This is a genomic window from Synechococcus sp. GEYO, assembly GCF_900473955.1.
In the GTDB taxonomy this organism is placed as follows: Bacteria; Cyanobacteriota; Cyanobacteriia; order PCC-6307; family Cyanobiaceae; genus Synechococcus_C.
On sequence record NZ_UCNL01000001.1, the window covers coordinates 65,084 to 83,092 of the forward strand.

The window sequence follows — 18,009 nt, forward strand, 5'->3', positions numbered from 1 at the left end:
TCATTTGCTACTTTCCAAACAGATCGGCATGCGGATTTCCTCAGGACAGCCATGACATCAACTCCTTTGACAGGACAGCTTCCCCAGTACATCGGAAGCACCGGTGGCCTGCTCAATTCCGCGTTAACAGAAGAGAAATACGCAATCACCTGGAGCAGCAAAACCGATCAGGTCTTCGAGCTGCCAACCGGCGGTGCTGCAGTGATGAACACCGGCGAGAACATCATGTATTTCGCACGCAAGGAACAGTGCCTGGCGCTGGGCACCCAGCTGCGCACCAAATTCAAGCCCCGGATCGAGGACTACAAGATTTACCGGATATACCCCGGTGGCGACACTGAATTCCTGCATCCCAAGGACGGCGTCTTCCCCGAGAAAGTCAATGAAGGTCGCGCAATGGTGGGGCATAACCCACGCCGCATCGGCCAGAACACCAATCCTGCCAAGATCAAGTTCAGTGGCCGCGACACGTTCGATACCTGATCCCCTCCTCGCTTAAATCCATCCCGTCGTTCTGTTGAACGGCATGATGGTCGGCGGTCGGTTTCGACGACTTTTTCATGCTCAGTCCCGACCGCAAAGCCTTTCTGGAAGCCGCTCAATCAGGCGCCACGATGATCCCCGTGGCCTGCAGCTGGCCTGCGGATCTCGAGACCCCGCTGACCACCTGGTTAAAGGTCGGACATCAACGACCACCTGGTGTGCTGCTGGAATCTGTTGAAGGTGGCGAAACCCTCGGTCGCTGGAGCGTGGTGGCCTGTGACCCTATCTGGACGTTGTCAGCAGCGCGTGATGGGCTGGAGCGGACCTGGCGAGATAATCACCGCGAGACCTTCAGCGGGAACCCCTTCGATTGCTTGAGAAGCTGCCTGGAGCCTTACCGGCCTGCAACGCTCCCGGGACTGCCTCCGCTGGGCCAGCTCTATGGAATGTGGGGATACGAGCTGATCCGCTGGATCGAGCCCAGCGTTCCTGTCCATCCCGCGAGCGCCGATGGTCCGCCTGATGGACTGTGGATGCTGATGGACAGCATCCTGATCTTCGACCAAGTGAAACGCCTGATTACCGCTGTTGCCTACGGAGACCTCAGCGGACAGCGCAATGCAGCCACAAGTCCTGAGGATGCCTGGGACGAGGCGATGGCGCGCATCAACTCACTGCGCGAACGCATGGCAGCCCCCTTACCGCCCGTGCGACCTCTCAACTGGAGACCAGACAAAGGTGCAACCCCAGAGACCCGAAGCAATCGCACCCAGGATGATTTCCACCAGGCGGTGGACCAGGCGCGTGATCACATTGCTGCTGGTGATGCCTTCCAGCTGGTCGTGAGTCAGCGGCTAAGCGTTGATGTCGATCATCCACCGCTTGATCTGTACCGCAGCCTGCGGATGATCAACCCCTCTCCTTACATGGCGTTTTTCGACTTCGGTGACTGGCAGCTGATCGGCTCCAGTCCCGAGGTGATGGTGAAAGCGGAACCCGATCAGGGTGGGATCCGTACGGTGCTACGACCGATTGCCGGTACGAGGCCCCGAGGCAGTAATTCTGTTGAAGACAGGAACTTCGAAGCCGACCTGCTGGCCGATCCCAAGGAGCGCGCCGAACATGTGATGCTCGTTGACCTGGGACGCAATGACCTGGGCAGGGTCTGTGCGCCCGGTTCGGTCTCCGTGCGCGAACTGATGGTGATTGAGCGTTATTCCCATGTCATGCACATCGTGAGCGAAGTGGAGGGGCGTCTTGCCCCTGGCAAGGACATCTGGGATCTGTTGATGGCCTCCTTCCCGGCAGGGACTGTGAGCGGAGCTCCAAAGATCAGGGCAATGCAGCTGATCCACGAGCTTGAACCCGACGCCCGTGGTCCCTACTCCGGTGTCTACGGCTCGGTGGACCTGGCCGGAGCACTCAATACCGCCATCACGATCCGCACCATGGTGGTGCAACCAAGATCCGACGGTGGCTGGACCCTGCAGGTGCAGGCAGGAGCGGGAATCGTGGCCGATTCCCAGCCAGAAGCAGAGTTCCAGGAGACACTCAACAAGGCGCGCGGGATGCTCACAGCGCTGGCCTGTCTCGAGGACGTCGAAGCATGAGCCGGAACAGGTTGCTCAAAGGCTTTGAAGTCGAGCTGTTCACCGGGCGACCCGATGGCCGCAATGTCGGCATCGCAGCCCGTGCCAAGAGGGAACTCGAGGGCTTCGTGACGGAGCCAGATCACCGCAATCTTGAATATGTGACCGATCCGCAGGCCAATTACGACGGCATTGCAGAGGCCTTGCTCTCTCCTCGCCGCAAGCTGCGTCGCTGGCTGATGGAGCAAGATCTCACCCTGCTGCCAGGCAGCACCCTTAGCCTCGGGGACACCGACCGTTTTGAGCGTTCAGACCCGGATAACCCTTATCACTCACTGATCGAAGCCACCTACGGCACAGCAGTGGTAACAGCAAGCATCCATATCAATCTAGGGATCGATAATCCAGCTGAACTGTTCGCTGCTCTGCGTCTTGTTCGCTGTGAAGCGGCTCTGTTGTTGTCTCTGAGTGCCAGTTCACCCTTCCTCAACGGCCGGATCACCGGAGCGCATTCCCAGCGTTGGCTCCAGTTCCCGCTCACTCCGGCACGCGTTCCTCTCTTCCTTGACCACCAGCACTTCATCTCCTGGACCAATCAGCAGATTGAGGCCGGTTCCATGCACAACGTCCGGCACCTCTGGACCTCCGTGCGACCGAACGGACCGGACCGTCCGAACCAACTGAATCGTCTTGAGCTGCGGATCTGCGATCTGATCACCGACCCAGAGGTGCTGATTGCAGTGACCGTTCTTCTGGAACTACGGGTGCAGCAGGTGCTGCGAGAGCCCGAACAGCACGACCCCCTGCAAAGCAGTGCACTCAATCTTCAGCAACTGGAAGAGCTGAGCATGAGCAACGATCGCGCCGCGGCCCGTTCCAGCCTTGAGGCCACACTGCACAACTGGCGCGACGGACGCGAACGCTCTTGCAGAGACTGGCTGGAGCAGCTGATCGACAGCGTGACGCCGCTGGCTGAAGAGCTTGGATTGAAGCAGCAACTCGATCCACTCTCAGCCGTTTTACAAGAAGGCAATCAGGCCATGCGATGGCTGCAGGGCATCCACTCCGGAGAAAGCATCGAATCGGTGCTGCGCGAGAGCATCACGGCCATGCAAGAGGAGGAGATGCGTGGAGTGTGCACGCCGGCCGAACGTTCTTTGGGATGATCATGACGACTCCAGATCCCGACCCGCTTTCGATGTCCTCCTCCCCAGCAATGATTCCTGCGAGCGATCAGCCCAGGGCTGCGGTGCAGGAGACATCTGGCAATGGCCATCTGCTTCAGCAGCGCCTGGCTCTGGTGGAAGATCTGTGGCAAACCGTGCTGCGCAGCGAATGTCCTGCGGAACAGGCTGAACGCCTGCTGCGCATGAAGCAGCTCAGTGATCCGGCCTTACCCGAACCCAGTGCCGTCAGTTCGGATTCCGTGGTCTCGCTGATTCGAGATATGGACCTGTCGGAAGCCATTGCAGCGGCCAGAGCCTTCTCGCTGTATTTCCAGCTGGTGAACATCCTCGAGCAGCGCATCGAGGAGGACAGCTACCTCGAAAGCATCGTCCGCTCTCAGGAACTGGCCGAGCAGGTTGATCCCTTCACTCCACCACTGGCAACTCAGACAGAACCCGCCACGTTCAGCGAACTGTTTGAGCGTCTGCGGCGCCTGAACGTGCCTCCCGCACAGCTGGAGACCTTGCTTCAGGAACTCGACATCCGACTGGTCTTCACAGCCCATCCCACGGAAATCGTGCGTCACACGGTGAGGCACAAACAGCGGCGTGTTGCCAGCCTCCTGCAACAGCTGGAGACCGCCTTCGAAACCAGTCCACGCGATGCTGACGGCATCCGTCTTCAATTGGAAGAGGAAATCAGGCTCTGGTGGCGCACGGATGAACTGCACCAGTTCAAGCCATCCGTACTCGATGAGGTCGATTACGCCCTGCACTATTTCCAGCAGGTTCTGTTCGACGCCATGCCGCAGCTGCGTCGCCGCCTGACCACCGCACTCTCCGGCAGTTACCCCGATGTACAGCTGCCCCCGTCCTCCTTCTGCACCTTCGGGTCTTGGGTGGGATCCGACCGAGACGGCAACCCTTCCGTCACCACAGACATCACCTGGCGGACAGCTTGTTATCAGCGTCAGTTGATGCTGAACCGCTACATCAGTGCCGTCCAGAGCCTGCGCGACCAGCTCAGCATCTCGATGCAGTGGAGTCAGGTGAGTGCTTCGCTGCTCGAATCACTGGAAATGGATCGGTTTCGCTTCCCGGAGGTCTATGAGGAGCGAGCCACCCGCTACCGCCTCGAGCCCTACCGCTTAAAGATGAGCTTCATGCTCGAACGGTTGCGTCTCACCAAGTTGAGAAATGATCAGCTGGCCGATGCCGGATGGCGAGCTCCGGCCGAGAGCCCCCAGCCGTTTGCTCCCGAGAGTCAGCCGAGCGAAGCCCTCCATTACGGGTCGGTCGCCGAATTCCGCAGTGATCTTGAGCTGATCCGCACAAGCCTGGTGAGCACTGATCTCACCTGTGAGCCCCTCGACACCTTGCTCACTCAGGTTCACATCTACGGCTTCTCGCTTGCGGGGCTCGATATCCGTCAGGAGAGCACGCGGCACAGTGACGCGCTGGATGAACTCAGCCGATATCTCAATCCAGACCAGGCCTATGGAGACCTGAATGAGCAGGAGCGCGTGAACTGGTTGCTGCAGGAGCTGCAGACGCGTCGCCCCCTGATACCTCCTGCAGTGGATTGGTCTGCCACCACCGCGGAAACGGTGGATGTGTTCCGGATGCTGCATCGCCTTCAGGACGAATTCGGCAGCCGCATCTGCCGCACGTACGTCATTTCCATGAGTCACAGCGTTTCCGACTTACTGGAGGTGCTGCTGCTAGCCAAGGAGGCGGGCCTCGTGGATCCCTCCGCTGGCCATGCCGATCTGTTGGTGGTTCCTCTGTTCGAAACGGTGGAGGATCTTCAACGAGCTCCTGAAGTGATGGGCGAGCTCTTCCAGACAACGCTGTACAGAAACCTGTTGCCTCGCGTAGGCAGCCAGGGACTGCCGCTCCAGGAACTGATGCTCGGTTATTCCGACAGCAACAAGGACTCTGGATTCCTCTCCAGCAACTGGGAAATTCACAAGGCTCAGATTGCGCTGCAGGATCTGGCTGCACGCAATGGTGTGGCCCTACGTTTGTTCCACGGCCGTGGAGGCTCCGTCGGCAGAGGCGGTGGCCCCGCTTACCAGGCAATCCTGGCCCAACCGAGCGGCACTCTGCAGGGACGCATCAAGATCACCGAGCAGGGCGAAGTGCTGGCTTCCAAGTACAGCCTGCCTGAGCTGGCTCTCTACAACCTTGAAACGGTCACCACAGCAGTGGTGCAGAACAGCCTGGTCACCAATCAGCTGGATGCCACCCCAAGCTGGAACGAGCTCATGGCTCGACTAGCGAAATGCTCACGCCGCCACTACCGGGCCCTTGTGCATGACAATCCCGACCTGGTGGCCTTTTTCGAGCAGGTGACTCCAATTGAAGAGATCAGCAAACTGCAGATCTCCAGTCGTCCAGCACGGCGCAAATCCGGCGCCAGGGATCTGTCCAGCCTGCGTGCGATTCCCTGGGTGTTTGGCTGGACCCAGAGCCGATTCCTGCTGCCCAGCTGGTTCGGTGTGGGCACAGCTCTCAGTGAAGAGCTCGAAGCTGATCCAGAGCAGATGACCTTGCTGCGCACCCTGCACCAGCGCTGGCCCTTCTTCCGGATGCTGATTTCCAAAGTGGAGATGACTCTCTCCAAAGTCGATCTCGATCTGGCCCGTCACTACGTGACCAGCCTGGGCAGTGCAAGCCATCGCGATGCCTTTGAACGGATCTACACGACGATCGCTGATGAATACACACTCACTCGACGCCTCGTTCTGGACATCACCAGACAGGAAAGATTGCTGGATGCCGACCAGGCACTGCAGCTGTCGGTAAACCTGCGCAACCGCACGATCGTGCCGCTGGGGTTCTTGCAGGTGGCCCTACTCAAACGCCTGCGTGATCAGAACCGTCAGCCACCTATGAGCGAATTTCCGAGTGACGGCGACGGTCGGACCTACAGCCGCAGTGAGCTTCTGCGCGGAGCCCTGCTCACCATCAACGGCATTGCCGCAGGCATGCGCAATACCGGTTGAGTCGCGGTGGCACTGCTTCCCTTTCGCCAACAGGCCGCCGTTCCACGGCTCCCAGAGCGCTACAGCGTGAGCATGGAGTTCGTTCCCGATGGGAACAGCATCAATGCCCTGCTGGAAGACTGCGGCGATCAACCCCACCCGGTGGAACGCTGGCCGCTGGCACTGCAACGCAGCATCTGGCACCTGAGTATCCTCGACAGTGAAGAGCAGCGGCTTGTGGGCTTCGTCAGAGCCACCAGTGATCAGGCACTGAATGCCAATCTCTGGAACCTGGCAGCCGCTTCAGGACCTGATCAAGCCAGATTGCTGGAGGTGCTGGTTCACCGTTCACTGGCCTGTCTACGCAGAGATTTGCCCGGATGCAGCATTTCGATTGCAGCACCTGCCCAAGCGCTGGATGCACTGAAATCACGAGGCTTCATTCTTGATCCTGGCGGGATCAGAGCGATGGGCCTGCGGCTGCGATAACCGGTCGATCTTTCTGAACACGAGCATGGAGGGACTCGAACCCCCGACCCTCAGAACCGGAATCTGATGCTCTATCCAACTGAGCTACATGCCCACGCGGCGGCTGGGAGAACAACCACGATCCAGTTACCTTAGCCACACACCGCACCCGGACCGATTCGGCTTCTCCGGCTCGAACTGCAGGAGTTCCGCAACCACTGCAATCTGCAGCTGGAGATTGATGCGCCGCGTCTGCTGGTGATCGGCAGCAACGGCGTTGGCAAATCCAACCTGCTCGAATCAGTGGAGCTGCTGGGCAGCCTGCGCTCACATCGATCCAGCCAGGATGCGGATCTGATCCACTGGGATGCCTCCCGCGCTCTGCTCAAGGCCACCTGCCTTGATGAGGATGTGGTCGAACTCGAACTGCGGCGACGGGGAGGACGACAGGCTCGACGCAACGGCAAGGTGCTGCAGCGTCAGATGGATCTGATCGGCCCCCTGCGCTGTGTCGGGTTCAGTGCGCTGGATCTCCATCTAGTGCGTGGAGAGCCGGCACTGAGGCGTCAGTGGCTCGATCGGGTCGTGTTGCAGCTGGAACCGGTCTATGGCGACCTGATTGGTCGCTACAACCGCCTGCTGCGACAACGCAGCCAGTTCTGGAGACGAGGTGGGCTCGGCACGTCGCTGGAACGGAACGTGCTGCTGGACAGCTTCGACACCCAGATGGCACTGGTGTGCACACGCATTCACCGCCGCCGTCGTCGTGCCTTGGCACGACTCGAGCCCCTCGCCGCAGCCTGGCAGCAACGTCTCAGCCAGGGCGATGAACAACTGGAACTGCGCTACTCGCCAGGAAGCGTGCTGGAAGGGGAAGAGGCCGAGGAAACCTGGCGGCTGTCCATCGAAGAGCAACTGCAGCGGCAGCGGCCAGACGAGGAGAGGCTGGGCAGCTGCAGGGTGGGACCCCATCGCGACGAAATCGATCTGATGCTTAATGGCACTGCAGCTCGCCGCTTCGGATCTGCAGGGCAGCAGCGCACCGTGGTGCTGGCACTGAAGCTGGCCGAACTGGAATTGGTGGGTGAATTGTGTGGTCATCCCCCTCTGCTGCTGCTGGATGATGTGCTGGCGGAACTGGATCCACGTCGCCAGCTCACCCTGCTGGAAGCCGTGGGTGATTCCCATCAATGCCTGGTGAGCGCTACGCACCTGGACGCTTTCGAAGGCCAATGGCGGCAGCGTTCGCAGATTCTCAACGCTGATCACTTGAGAAACGGGCTGAGAAAAAGCTAGGGTCTGGAGCCCTTTTCTTCGATGCCCTGATGGAGCAGACCCTGTCCTGCCTGCATCCCAACCCGGGATGGGACGACGCTTTAACCATCTCAGCCCCCAGCCCCAGTCAGACGAGTGCGACTGACATGGTGGGAAAACATTGCATCCTTGAGCTCTACGGCTGCGATCAGCGCAAGCTCAACGACGAAGCCTTCCTGAGGACCACCATCACGATGGCAGCGAAACGTGCTGGTGCCACTCTTCTCAACCTCATCACCCACCGATTCGAACCTCAGGGTGTGACCGGGCTGGCGCTCCTTGCCGAGTCCCATATCTCCATTCACACCTGGCCTGAAAACGGTTACGCAGCAGTGGATGTGTTCACCTGCGGAGATCACACCATGCCCGAATCAGCCTGTGAACACCTCAGGCAAGAGCTGGGCGCAGGTCGCCACTCCATGCGCAGCTTTCTGCGAGAAACACCGTCGGCCGTAGCTGAAGCAGAACGGACACCGAGCATCCAGGCCGGCTAAATCGGCCCTCAACCGGGGATAACCCGGTTGAGTTTTCCACTCACCAACCCTTCCAAATCGAGGCTCACACTGGTGAAGCCGAGTTCGAGCATGGCCCGAACCAATGAGTCTCTGAGCTCAGGAGCAAGCAGTTCCGCAAGCCGCTCCTGAGGAACCTCGATCCGGGCCGAAAGGCCTTGGGATCGAACCCTCACGCGAGCGAAGCCCCGTTCGATCAACCAGGCTTCCGCATGACCAACCTGTCTGAGCCGGTCATGGCTGATGGCTTCTCCATAGGGAAAGCGTGAGGCCAGACAAGGCTGAGCCGGCTTGTCCCACCAGGGAAATCCCAGCGCCTTGGACAGTCGTCGCACGCAGGACTTATCGATCTTCAGATCCGCCAGCGGCGAACCCACACCTGCTTCACTGGCCGCCTGTAGGCCAGGCCGATGATCGCCGAGGTCATCGAGATTCACACCATCCAGCACCCTTGCTCCTTCAGCAGCCTCAGCAATGGGGGCGAGATGACTGTGCAGCTCGCGTTTGCAGGCATAACAACGATCCGTGGGATTGCTGCTGTAGGCGGGGTCTTCGAGCTCCCTGGTTTCCACCTCACGGTGGCGGATTCCCAGCCAGTGCGCCTGCTGACGCGCTTCAGCCAATAGATGAGGAGCCAGCGAAGGCGACACGCCGGTGATGGCACACGCGCAGTCGCCAAGCTGTTCCTGGGCGATGGCAGCCACCAAGGTGCTATCCACCCCACCGGAATAAGCAACGAACACGCGATCACAGCCCTCGATCCATTCACGAAGGTGCCTCAGGCGAAGCTCATCCTCCACCGACAAAGATTCCAGCAGGCGCAAGGTCTCGAAAGCCACTGCTGAAAATAAGAATCTCGTTATGCTCCGATCGTAAGAAGCGCCATCCAGGAATCGACGATGGACGCAGTCCAGTCATCCGATAGCTCGAGCGGAAACCGACGCAACAGCAAGCCAGGCATCGGCATCGTCACAGCTGCCGACAGCCGTGAACGCAGCCTGGGTCAGCTGCATGTGTACGACGGAGAAGGCAAGGGCAAAAGCCAGGCCGCACTTGGTGTTGTGCTGCGCACGATTGGTCTGGGCATCTGCGAACAACGGCGAACCAGGGTTCTGCTGCTGCGATTCCTCAAAGGGCCTGGACGGGCCTATGACGAGGATGCAGCGATTGAAGCATTGCAGCAGGGTTTCCCCCACCTCATCGATCAGGTCCGCACAGGGCGCGCCGACTACTTCAATGCTGACGAGGCCACCAAATTCGACCAACAGGAAGCCCAGAGAGGTTGGGACATCGCGCGAGGCGCGATTGCCAGCGCCCTCTATTCCGTTGTGGTTCTGGACGAGCTGAACCCGGTGCTGGATCTTGGTCTGCTCGATATCAACGACGTGGTGAAGACCCTCTCGGCACGACCGGAGGGCATGGAAATCATCGTGACCGGACGAGCTGCCCCCCAACCGTTAATTCAGATCGCCGATCTGCACTCTGAGATGCGGGCCCACAGACGGATCGAGCCCAAAGATGATTCGCTGCTTCCATTCCCGTCACCGGGTGGAATCGAGATTTACACCGGCGAAGGCAAAGGGAAGTCGACCAGCGCCCTGGGCAAAGGTCTCCAGGCCATCGGTCGAGGCATCAGTCAGGACAAAAGCCATCGCGTGCTGATCCTGCAATGGCTCAAGGGAGGTAACGGTTACACCGAGGATGCTGCGATTGCAGCTCTGCGTGAGAGCTATCCGCACCTGGTCGACCACCTGCGTTCTGGACGGGACGCGATCGTCTGGCGTGGTCAACAGGAACCGATCGATTACGTGGAGGCTGAACGCGCCTGGGAAATTGCCCGAGCGGCAATCGCCAGCGGCCTCTACAAGACCGTGATCCTGGACGAGCTCAATCCCACGGTTGACCTGGAACTGCTACCAGTCGAACCCATCGTGCAAGCCCTGGTGCGCAAACCCTCCGAAACTGAAGTGATCATCACAGGGCGCTGCAAACACCCACCGGCCTACTTCGATCTGGCGAGTGTTCATTCTGAGATGGTGTGCCACAAGCACTACGCCGAACAGGGAGTCGACCTCAAGCGTGGGGTTGACTATTGAGGGCCTGATCCAGCCTCAGTAACGAGCAACTCCAGGATCGACCTGCTGCGACCAGGCATCGATCCCTCCCGACACATTGGTGGCGTCGATTCCTTGCTGGGCGAGCAGCTCGACCGCCCTAGCAGAACGTCCTCCCAGCTTGCAATGCACGTAGATCGGACCTTGACCAGCAAGGCGGCGAATCTCCTCGATCCCCTCTCCGTTCTCGATTTGTGCAAGCGGGATCAGTTGCGATCTTGGAATCACGGCCACGTCAGCTTCCGAGGGATTGCGCACATCAATCAGTACCAGCTCACCGCCGTCGTCCAACAGTGCGCTGAGCTCCTTCACGGAAATGCTTCTCACGCTTGACGCTCCCTCAAGACGGCCAGAATCGTCGACGCTACAGAACGCCTCGTAATCGATCAGGCCTGTGATGGGAGGGCGCTGGGGGCGGCGCTGCAGACGCAGCTCACGGAAACGCATGGTCAGGCCGTCCACAAGCAGCAGCCTCCCATCCAGAGATTCACCAAGTCCTGCCAGCAACTTGATGGTTTCGGTGGCTTGAAGCAGCCCGATCAATCCCGGCATCACCCCAACCACTCCACCATCTGCGCAGGAGGGAACAAGGCCAGGGGGCGGTGGCTCCGGAACCAGATCGCGGTAATCCGGCGACTGAGGGCCTTGGTTGAAGACACTGACCTGACCTTCGAAACGCTGGACGGAGCCATACACCCACGGCTTGTTGAGCAAGGCACAGACGTCGTTGATCAGATAGCGAGTCGGAAAGTTATCGGACCCATCCACCACCAGGTCATGGCCCTCGACCAGCTCGATGGCATTGGTGGTGGTGAGCCGGCAAGCGTGCTGCTCAACCAGGCAATGGGAATTCAAGCCCACGATCCTTTGACGAGCGGAATCCGTCTTGAGCTGGCCAAGGCCACTTTCGGCATGAATGACCTGCCGCTGAAGGTTGGAGACCTCCACTCGGTCGTCGTCAACGATGCCGATGCGACCAACACCAGCCGCCGCCAGGTACATCAATAAAGGCGAGCCGAGCCCACCAGCGCCTACACACAACACCGATGCTGTTTTCAACCGCCGCTGACCGGCAACCCCAAACTCCGGGAGTGTGAGGTGACGGGCATAACGTCCACGCTCCTGAGCACTCAGATCGGGATCTGGAAGGTGTTCCGTCATTGCAGAGGCAGAAAGACGCCATCGGGACACGACATCACAGTGTCTCCCACCGTTGCCTGACTGTGGACAACCAACGAAAGAGCGCTGACAGGTTTGTCAGGTCCCCCCGGCCCGGCCCCCTGTAACCACCAGGCACGGACGCCGGCGACACCGGCATCAATGACCATGACTCCCTCGCCGACAGCCCATTGCCTATCCAGTGCACTGGGCAGCGGCTTGCCCTCTGGATGGGAATGCGCACTGCCAAGAACCCGCCAACCTCTCTGTCGAGACCAACGCTGGGCAGCGATTTGCTCACGAGGATCGAGTGCGAAACGTGATCGGCGCGAAGCCGAAACCAGCGATTGATCTCGGTCTCCGGTGATCGCATCGTTGTATCCGCCGAAACCAGGGCGCCAGACATTGCAACAGGGCCACACGAAGCGCACATTGAGATCAGGTGCTGACTCGCCAAGCAGCAATGCGCAACCCTCTTCCGGTGATACAGCTCCAAGAGAAGCCCTGAGAATCATCAGACAATCGAGATCGATACGGAGCCGGCATGGCATTCCAGTGATCTTGCCGATATCGTCGCGGAGTATTAGTAGCCAGCCTAGGCGTCATGAGCGACGAAACCACTACGCAGTCGACTGAAAGCGCCACAGGCGACAACATCGCCTTCGCCGAGCGCTACAAAGACGTCCTCGGCAAGGTGAACGAAACTCTCGACAAGGTCGATTGGAGCCAGGCAGGGCGCATCGGCAAGGTTGTTGGCATTTTTGCCGCTGTGATCGTTGCCCAGATCCTGATCAAAGGCATTCTCGACACGATCAATTTGCTGCCGGTTGTCCCGGGCCTGCTGGAACTGCTCGGCGTTGTGGTGGTCGGGCAATGGAGCTGGAAGAATCTCACCACAAGCGACAAGCGCAATGCTTTAGTTGACAGAATTCAGACTCTTCGCAAGGAGTACCTGGGCTGAAGCCGATTGGCATGAGCCATCAGGTTCATTCACGATCGTTTCAGAGCAAGGCGAGCCGCAGATCCTTCAGGATCTTGCGGCTTTGTTGTTGGTATCCACCGCCAAAAAGGTTGGCGTGATTTAACAGGTGATAGAGATTGAGAGCCTCGATTCTCTGTTCTGCCCCCGCTGGCAGTGGCCATTCACGGCTGTATCCCTCCATAAAGCGACGAGAGAATCCACCGAATAGATAGGTCATGGCCAGATCTACTTCGCGATCAGCCCACCAACTGGCGGGATCAATCAAGAGACCACGACCATCAGCCAGCACCGCTGCATTGCCAGCCCATAGATCGCCATGAACCAGGCAGGGTGCAGGGGCATGACGATTCAGCCATGCAGCGATCGGTTCAAGCACTGACTCCCAATCCTGCTCAGCTAGCCCCCACTCAGAGGCCAGACGTAGCTGGGGCTGAAGTCTGAGTTGGGTGAACGCATCGCCCCAGCTGTCACGCCATCCGGATGGCTGGGGACCAAGACCGATGAAGCCATCACGATCCCAGCCGAAACGACCTGGTCCGACCTCAGCCGACGCACGATGGAGCTGCGCCAGTCCCCGGCCAAGACAGAACTGATCGCCGCTAGTGGCATCCCACCAGGCCATCACCAAGGCTGAGTTCTCAGGCAGTGGCAAGCAGCCGAGCACCTGAGGCACTTCGATCAAGGCTGGATCTGCCCAGTGACGTAAGGCCTGCAGACCGGACTGTTCCGCAAGCAAGTTGGCCGTTTCGGCCACCTTGACGAAGAGTTGCTCACCACCGTTCAGGTTCAGCCGCCACGTGGAACCCACACTGCTGCCGCCAACACTGAGCACATCAACGATCTGTCGTCCCTCAAGCAACTCAGGGGCAGCGGCCAGTGCCTGTTCCAGCTGATCACGCATCCACGCTGATCTAACTCTGCTGCCAGCATGCCGCGATGGAACCAGTCCAGGACGTGATCGTTATCGGTGGCGGCATTGCCGGTCTCACCGCCGCAGCCCTGCTGGCCCATGAGGGTTTGGGCGTCACCCTGCTGGAGGCACACCACCAGCTTGGCGGTTGTGCTGGAACGTTCCGACGGGGTCCGTTCACCTTTGATGTGGGCGCAACACAGGTTGCGGGACTGGAACCTGGAGGAAGTCATGCACGGCTCTTCCAGCACCTGGACATCCAACCTCCTGAAGCCGAACAGCTGGACCCCGGATGTGTGGTTGACCTCAATGACGGGTCGCCACCGGTGCATCTCTGGCACGATCCTCAGCGCTGGTGCCAGGAGCGCAACCAGCAATTCCCTGGCAGCGAAAGCTTTTGGCAGCTGTGCAGCTGGATTCATCGTCAGAACTGGCAGTTTGCTGCAGCTGATCCAGTGCTGCCGATTCGCACTGGCTGGGATTTCGGACGCACACTGGCTGCCCTGACCCCCGGAAATCTGGCTTGTGCCCCACTCAGTCTGCTCACGGTGTCTGATCTACTGACTCTCAGCGGATGCGCTGGAGACCGGCGACTGCGACGCTTCCTCGACCTCCAGCTACGGCTGTATTCACAGCAACCGAGTGACCGCACATCAGCTCTCTATGGCGCCACGGTCTTACAGATGTGCCAGGCCCCACTCGGTCTGTGGCATCTGCACGGATCGATGCAGAGCCTTAGCCACCAGCTGGAGACAGCACTGGAACGCGATGGTGGGCGGGTGTTTCTGCGCCATCGTGCTCTGAAACTGGAGCGCGATGGCGATCAATCTGGATGGTCGGTCACGGTTGAAGCTCCTGGGACAGCGCAACGATGCCTGCATGCCAGCGAGATCATCTGCAGCCTTCCGCCGCAGTGCCTGCCAGGCCTGATTCCGGATCGGGAACAGATGCCAGACACGTACCGCAAGCACCTGAACAGCCTCAAAGCACCGAGCGGAGCAATTGTGTTCTACGGCGCCGTGGAACGGCATCATCTGCCGGACGAATGCCCTGGACACCTTCAGCGCGACGGCAAAAACCCCGGTTCACTCTTTTTGTCGATCAGCCACGACGGTGACGGACGAGCCCCGAAGGGCCAGGCCACCGTGATCGCCAGCGTCTTCACCTCGCCGGAGGGCTGGCATGACATGGATGAGAAGGCTTACCAGCAACGCAAACGGGAGCTTCGGGATTCAATTCGACAAGACGTGAACGCCGCTTTGAAACTGCCAGATGACGCCTGGCTGCATCAGGAGCTGGCTACTCCGAGAGGATTCGCCCACTGGACCGGTCGTCCAGATGGCGTGGTGGGTGGTCTTGGTCAGAGCCCAGATCGCTTCGGCCCCTTTGGACTGGCCAGCCGCACGCCGATTCCCCAGCTGTGGCTGTGCGGTGATTCCATTCATCCCGGAGAGGGCACCGCCGGCGTCAGCCTGTCCGCACTGATGGCATGCAGGCAATTGATGGCTGCGCGAGGTCTGACCCTCAGGCTTGCGGCCTAACTGGATCAGAAGGGGGTTCCAGAAACCCTGGACGCAAGGCGCGAGTCTTTTCCAACTCCTGCTCCAATTGAGCCCAATGGCCGTTGAGGATTGCCTCTTCAAGCTGTTCGAGGCTCCATCGATAGGCGGCAAGAGACTTCAGCAATGCAGAGGTATTGCGGCAGGCCATTGCCGTTCCCAGCGCTGGATTGCCGCCACCAACCCGCGTTGTATCAGCGAAACCACTGGACGCCAATTGACGCGCAAGATCGCGCACGCGTGGGTCTCGCTCCTCCCCGAGCACGCGCAGCAGAGCTGCGCTCACCATCACGGGCAGATGGGAGATCAGGGCAACGGCCTGGTCATGAATGAACGGATCCGCACTGATCCAGTGCGCACCGAGCGCGCAAGCCAAAGCTCTCACCTGCGTCAGAGCTTTGGGATCTGTCTCAGCCTCTGGAGTTCCAACCCAGGCGCGTCCTCTGAACAGACCACGGCAACCGGAGTCCACCCCTGACTCCGCAGTCCCTGCCATGGGGTGAGACGCAACGAAGCGGGGATGGCGATCTCTCCAGACATCGAGGACGGCTCCCTTCACCGACCCCACATCCGTGACGACGGCCTCAGACGGCAGGGCTTGAAGCAGCTTATCTTGCGGCTGCAGCAAGGCCTCTAGCGGCAATGCCAGCACGACAAGATCACATCCCGCGAGGCAGGCAGGGTCGCAGCTGACAGTATCGACAAGCCCGCGCTGAAGGGCACGCTCCGCTGTGCTGTCGCGATGCACGAGGCCCTGAACGCTCACCCCAAGAGCACGCAGATCCAACCCGATCGAGCCACCGATCAGGCCAAGGCCCACAACACCGACCCTGCTGACACCAGCGAGTTCTGCGATCCGCTCCTGATCCATCACTGCTGTCCACATCCAGCACATGTTGCTCGACTTGTGCAGGGATCGGAACAGCTCAGCCTGAACCGATAAGGGGCCAGGCGGTTCTTAGGCTTTTCGAATGCTGGAAGTCCAGGCCCATCAGCAGCTCAAGCACCTGCTTCGTGGAGAAGCGGGCCAATGGGAGCACCAACTGACCCTGAGTCGCCTGGTGGGCCGAAGTCTGCGACGCCAGGATCGAACCAGAATCCAGCTGTCTGCGGGCAGCAGCGACCGTTGGTGGCTAGCCCTGCTGGTGCCGCTCAGCCTGCGCAGCAATCACACCGTGCTGGTTCTCGACCCGACTCAACACCAGCGGTTGCTGCATGTTGAACGGCCGCGCCTGCTGGAGAGCGGATTAAAGCTGGGATGCTGGACAGGCTTTGATCCCCCGCCTGGAGACCAGATCTGGCTGTTGACACCCCAACAGCTTCTGGATGTCCATCGCCGCGGACAGCTCCGTCCTGACGATCATCTTGTTGTTCCCGAGGCGGAGTGGCTTCAAGACCGTCTGCGACGGGCCATGACCGTGAACATCGAATCCTGTCACTGGGAGGAACTACGAGCAGCATTTCCCTCCGCAGGAGAGGGTTTGCTAGATCTGCATGAACGCCTGAGCCGCCAGCTTGTCGCCCTTCGTGGAGGAACGAACCGCGACCTCCCCATGCCCGAGAGCGCTCTGACCCGGGTTCGCGATCTTCTGCAGCTGCTGGGTTCAACACCAGAACCCTGGTGCCAGCTGATGTCCATGGACAGGTCATCTTGGGCCAGCTGGGCTCGCGTGGATTCGAACACCCTGCAGTGGAGCTGGCAGTTGCAACCGCTTGAACCACTGATCACGCTGGAATCGCTCTTCCAAAAGCATCCCTGGACATTGATCCACGCAGATGGAGGCTGTCGACGTCATGGCGAAGAGCCGAGCATCGACAGCGATGAGCTGCGCATCGATCTACGCGATGCACCGCGTGGAGAGCCACTGCCGATCTATCTGCCGAGGCGTCAGCCACTGCCAAACACTGAAATTTTTGCCGGCCATCTTCTGGAGCAGAGCCGACGCCTGATCCTTGGCCGAACGGGATTAACCGCAGTCCTAGTGGATGCGCCATGTATGCGTCAGCGTCTCTGCAGCGAGCTTGCAGCGGAATTCGGCAGCAGGGTCACGTTGGAAAGCACCGCACCGGAGTCAAACGGAGTGATCTGCTGCAGCTGGAACTGGTGGTTGAGTCATCAGCATCTGCTTCCGAACCCAGAACAGCTGATTGCAGCCATGCTGCCGATCGCCAGCCTGGAGGACCCTCTGACCGCAGCCCGTGTGGAGTTGCTGAAGCGCCAGAGGCGTGATTGGTTTCGCACGCTTCTGCTCCCGGAAGCACTGGCCATTTTGATCCCTGCCATTGCCTCGCTCAGACGCAGCGGTGGTCGGCTGGCCATCCTTGACGGGCGGGTCCGAGGACGCAGCTGGGGAGAGCAGGTGCTGCGTGCACTGGAACCCTGGGACTCGTTGCAGAGACTTCGGCCAGACTGACATTCACTTCTAGGCTGACCAACAGCTTGTGAGGCCTGAGATGGGAGAAGCACGACGCCGTGCCAGTCAGGGACTGCCACCTCGCCAGAGCAAACCCGATCCCAAGGACGCTGAGCGATTTATCACCTGGTTACCGCTGACTCGAGCGCAGGCCACGCAATTCGTGTCCATCACCACACGAGGCGCCTGGATCGGCATCGCAGCCCTGGTGCTGTTCTGGGTGGTGGTGCGCTTCATCGGGCCTGCCGCCGGATTCTGGACGCTTGCCGACAGCCCATAAAACCGCGAAAGCTCACCTCAGCTCTGAATTCGGAAGAAAACCTTTAGGCTCATATGCACCTGGGTGGTGTTCT

17 protein-coding genes and 1 tRNA gene are annotated in these 18,009 nt (G+C 59.9%); 12 read left to right on the forward strand and 6 right to left on the reverse strand.

Annotated features, from left to right (window positions below):
• The first annotated feature begins 51 nt into the window (after window positions 1-51).
• The 5 genes from DXY37_RS00430 to DXY37_RS00450 all read left to right on the forward strand — a co-directional run bounded on the left by DXY37_RS00430 (window position 52) and on the right by DXY37_RS00450 (window position 6,714).
• Window positions 52-483: a photosystem I reaction center subunit II PsaD gene (locus DXY37_RS00430; protein WP_067095390.1), complete on the forward strand. Its 432-nt coding sequence runs from the start codon at window positions 52-54 to the stop codon at window positions 481-483.
• A 77-nt stretch (window positions 484-560) separates the two neighbouring features.
• Window positions 561-2,093, forward strand: a complete 1,533-nt coding sequence (locus tag DXY37_RS00435; RefSeq protein ID WP_115124876.1) for an anthranilate synthase component I family protein — start codon at window positions 561-563, stop codon at window positions 2,091-2,093.
• Window positions 2,090-3,238: a glutamate--cysteine ligase gene (gene gshA, locus DXY37_RS00440; RefSeq protein ID WP_115124877.1), complete on the forward strand. Its 1,149-nt coding sequence runs from the start codon at window positions 2,090-2,092 to the stop codon at window positions 3,236-3,238. Before DXY37_RS00435 ends, gshA begins: the two co-directional genes overlap by 4 nt.
• Window positions 3,235-6,246, forward strand: coding sequence for a phosphoenolpyruvate carboxylase (gene ppc / locus DXY37_RS00445; RefSeq protein ID WP_115124878.1), 3,012 nt, complete (start codon window positions 3,235-3,237; stop codon window positions 6,244-6,246). The genes gshA and ppc overlap by 4 nt, the downstream gene beginning before the upstream one ends.
• A 6-nt stretch (window positions 6,247-6,252) precedes the next feature.
• Complete coding sequence (locus DXY37_RS00450; protein WP_115124879.1) at window positions 6,253-6,714, forward strand: N-acetyltransferase; 462 nt, start codon at window positions 6,253-6,255, stop codon at window positions 6,712-6,714.
• 20 nt (window positions 6,715-6,734) lie between these two features.
• On the opposite strand, the gene DXY37_RS00455 is transcribed toward DXY37_RS00450, so the two are convergent.
• Window positions 6,735-6,808, reverse strand: a tRNA-Arg gene (locus DXY37_RS00455).
• An 83-nt stretch (window positions 6,809-6,891) separates the two neighbouring features.
• On the opposite strand from DXY37_RS00455, the gene recF reads away from it, so the two are divergent.
• Together recF and speD are read left to right on the forward strand one after the other, a co-directional pair.
• A complete protein-coding gene (gene recF / locus DXY37_RS00460) occupies window positions 6,892-7,989 on the forward strand; it encodes a DNA replication/repair protein RecF (protein WP_244276759.1) in 1,098 nt (365 codons plus the stop codon).
• A gap of 29 nt (window positions 7,990-8,018) precedes the next feature.
• Window positions 8,019-8,501 carry an adenosylmethionine decarboxylase gene (gene speD, locus DXY37_RS00465; RefSeq protein WP_115124881.1) on the forward strand — a complete coding sequence of 161 codons (483 nt, stop codon included), beginning with the start codon at window positions 8,019-8,021 and terminating at the stop codon, window positions 8,499-8,501.
• A gap of 8 nt (window positions 8,502-8,509) precedes the next feature.
• Here the strand turns inward: speD and larE are convergent, their stop codons facing one another.
• On the reverse strand, window positions 8,510-9,358 hold the full coding sequence (gene larE, locus DXY37_RS00470; protein ID WP_115124882.1) for an ATP-dependent sacrificial sulfur transferase LarE: 849 nt from the start codon (window positions 9,356-9,358) through the stop codon (window positions 8,510-8,512).
• 60 nt (window positions 9,359-9,418) lie between these two features.
• On the opposite strand from larE, the gene DXY37_RS00475 reads away from it, so the two are divergent.
• Window positions 9,419-10,615 (forward strand): cob(I)yrinic acid a,c-diamide adenosyltransferase, encoded by a 1,197-nt coding sequence (locus DXY37_RS00475; protein WP_115124883.1) that lies wholly within the window; start codon window positions 9,419-9,421, stop codon window positions 10,613-10,615.
• Between the two features lie 15 nt (window positions 10,616-10,630).
• Here DXY37_RS00475 and moeB read toward each other — a convergent pair whose 3' ends face one another.
• Both moeB and DXY37_RS00485 read right to left on the reverse strand, forming a co-directional pair.
• Window positions 10,631-11,794: a molybdopterin-synthase adenylyltransferase MoeB gene (gene moeB / locus DXY37_RS00480; RefSeq protein WP_115124884.1), complete on the reverse strand. Its 1,164-nt coding sequence runs from the start codon at window positions 11,792-11,794 to the stop codon at window positions 10,631-10,633.
• Window positions 11,791-12,342 (reverse strand): M67 family metallopeptidase, encoded by a 552-nt coding sequence (locus DXY37_RS00485; protein WP_115124885.1) that lies wholly within the window; start codon window positions 12,340-12,342, stop codon window positions 11,791-11,793. Before DXY37_RS00485 ends, moeB begins: the two co-directional genes overlap by 4 nt.
• Before the next feature lie 53 nt (window positions 12,343-12,395).
• Here DXY37_RS00485 and DXY37_RS00490 point away from each other — a divergent pair, with 53 nt between their 5' ends.
• A complete protein-coding gene (locus DXY37_RS00490; RefSeq protein ID WP_067095364.1) occupies window positions 12,396-12,752 on the forward strand; it encodes a CAAD domain-containing protein in 357 nt (118 codons plus the stop codon).
• Between the two features lie 40 nt (window positions 12,753-12,792).
• Here the strand turns inward: DXY37_RS00490 and DXY37_RS00495 are convergent, their stop codons facing one another.
• Window positions 12,793-13,674, reverse strand: coding sequence for a fructosamine kinase family protein (locus DXY37_RS00495; RefSeq protein WP_115124886.1), 882 nt, complete (start codon window positions 13,672-13,674; stop codon window positions 12,793-12,795).
• 35 nt (window positions 13,675-13,709) lie between these two features.
• Between DXY37_RS00495 and crtD the strand changes: the two genes are divergently transcribed.
• Window positions 13,710-15,224, forward strand: coding sequence for a C-3',4' desaturase CrtD (crtD, locus tag DXY37_RS00500; RefSeq protein ID WP_115124887.1), 1,515 nt, complete (start codon window positions 13,710-13,712; stop codon window positions 15,222-15,224).
• Here crtD and DXY37_RS00505 read toward each other — a convergent pair.
• Window positions 15,208-16,128, reverse strand: a complete 921-nt coding sequence (locus tag DXY37_RS00505; protein WP_244276760.1) for a prephenate/arogenate dehydrogenase — start codon at window positions 16,126-16,128, stop codon at window positions 15,208-15,210. The two genes, crtD and DXY37_RS00505, sit on opposite strands and share 17 nt — an antisense overlap.
• An 85-nt stretch (window positions 16,129-16,213) precedes the next feature.
• On the opposite strand from DXY37_RS00505, the gene DXY37_RS00510 reads away from it, so the two are divergent.
• Together DXY37_RS00510 and DXY37_RS00515 are read left to right on the forward strand one after the other, a co-directional pair.
• Window positions 16,214-17,656, forward strand: coding sequence for a helicase (locus DXY37_RS00510; protein WP_115124888.1), 1,443 nt, complete (start codon window positions 16,214-16,216; stop codon window positions 17,654-17,656).
• Window positions 17,657-17,696: 40 nt separating this feature from the next.
• On the forward strand, window positions 17,697-17,936 hold the full coding sequence (locus DXY37_RS00515; protein ID WP_067095352.1) for a DUF2839 domain-containing protein: 240 nt from the start codon (window positions 17,697-17,699) through the stop codon (window positions 17,934-17,936).
• The last annotated feature ends 73 nt before the right edge of the window (window positions 17,937-18,009 follow it).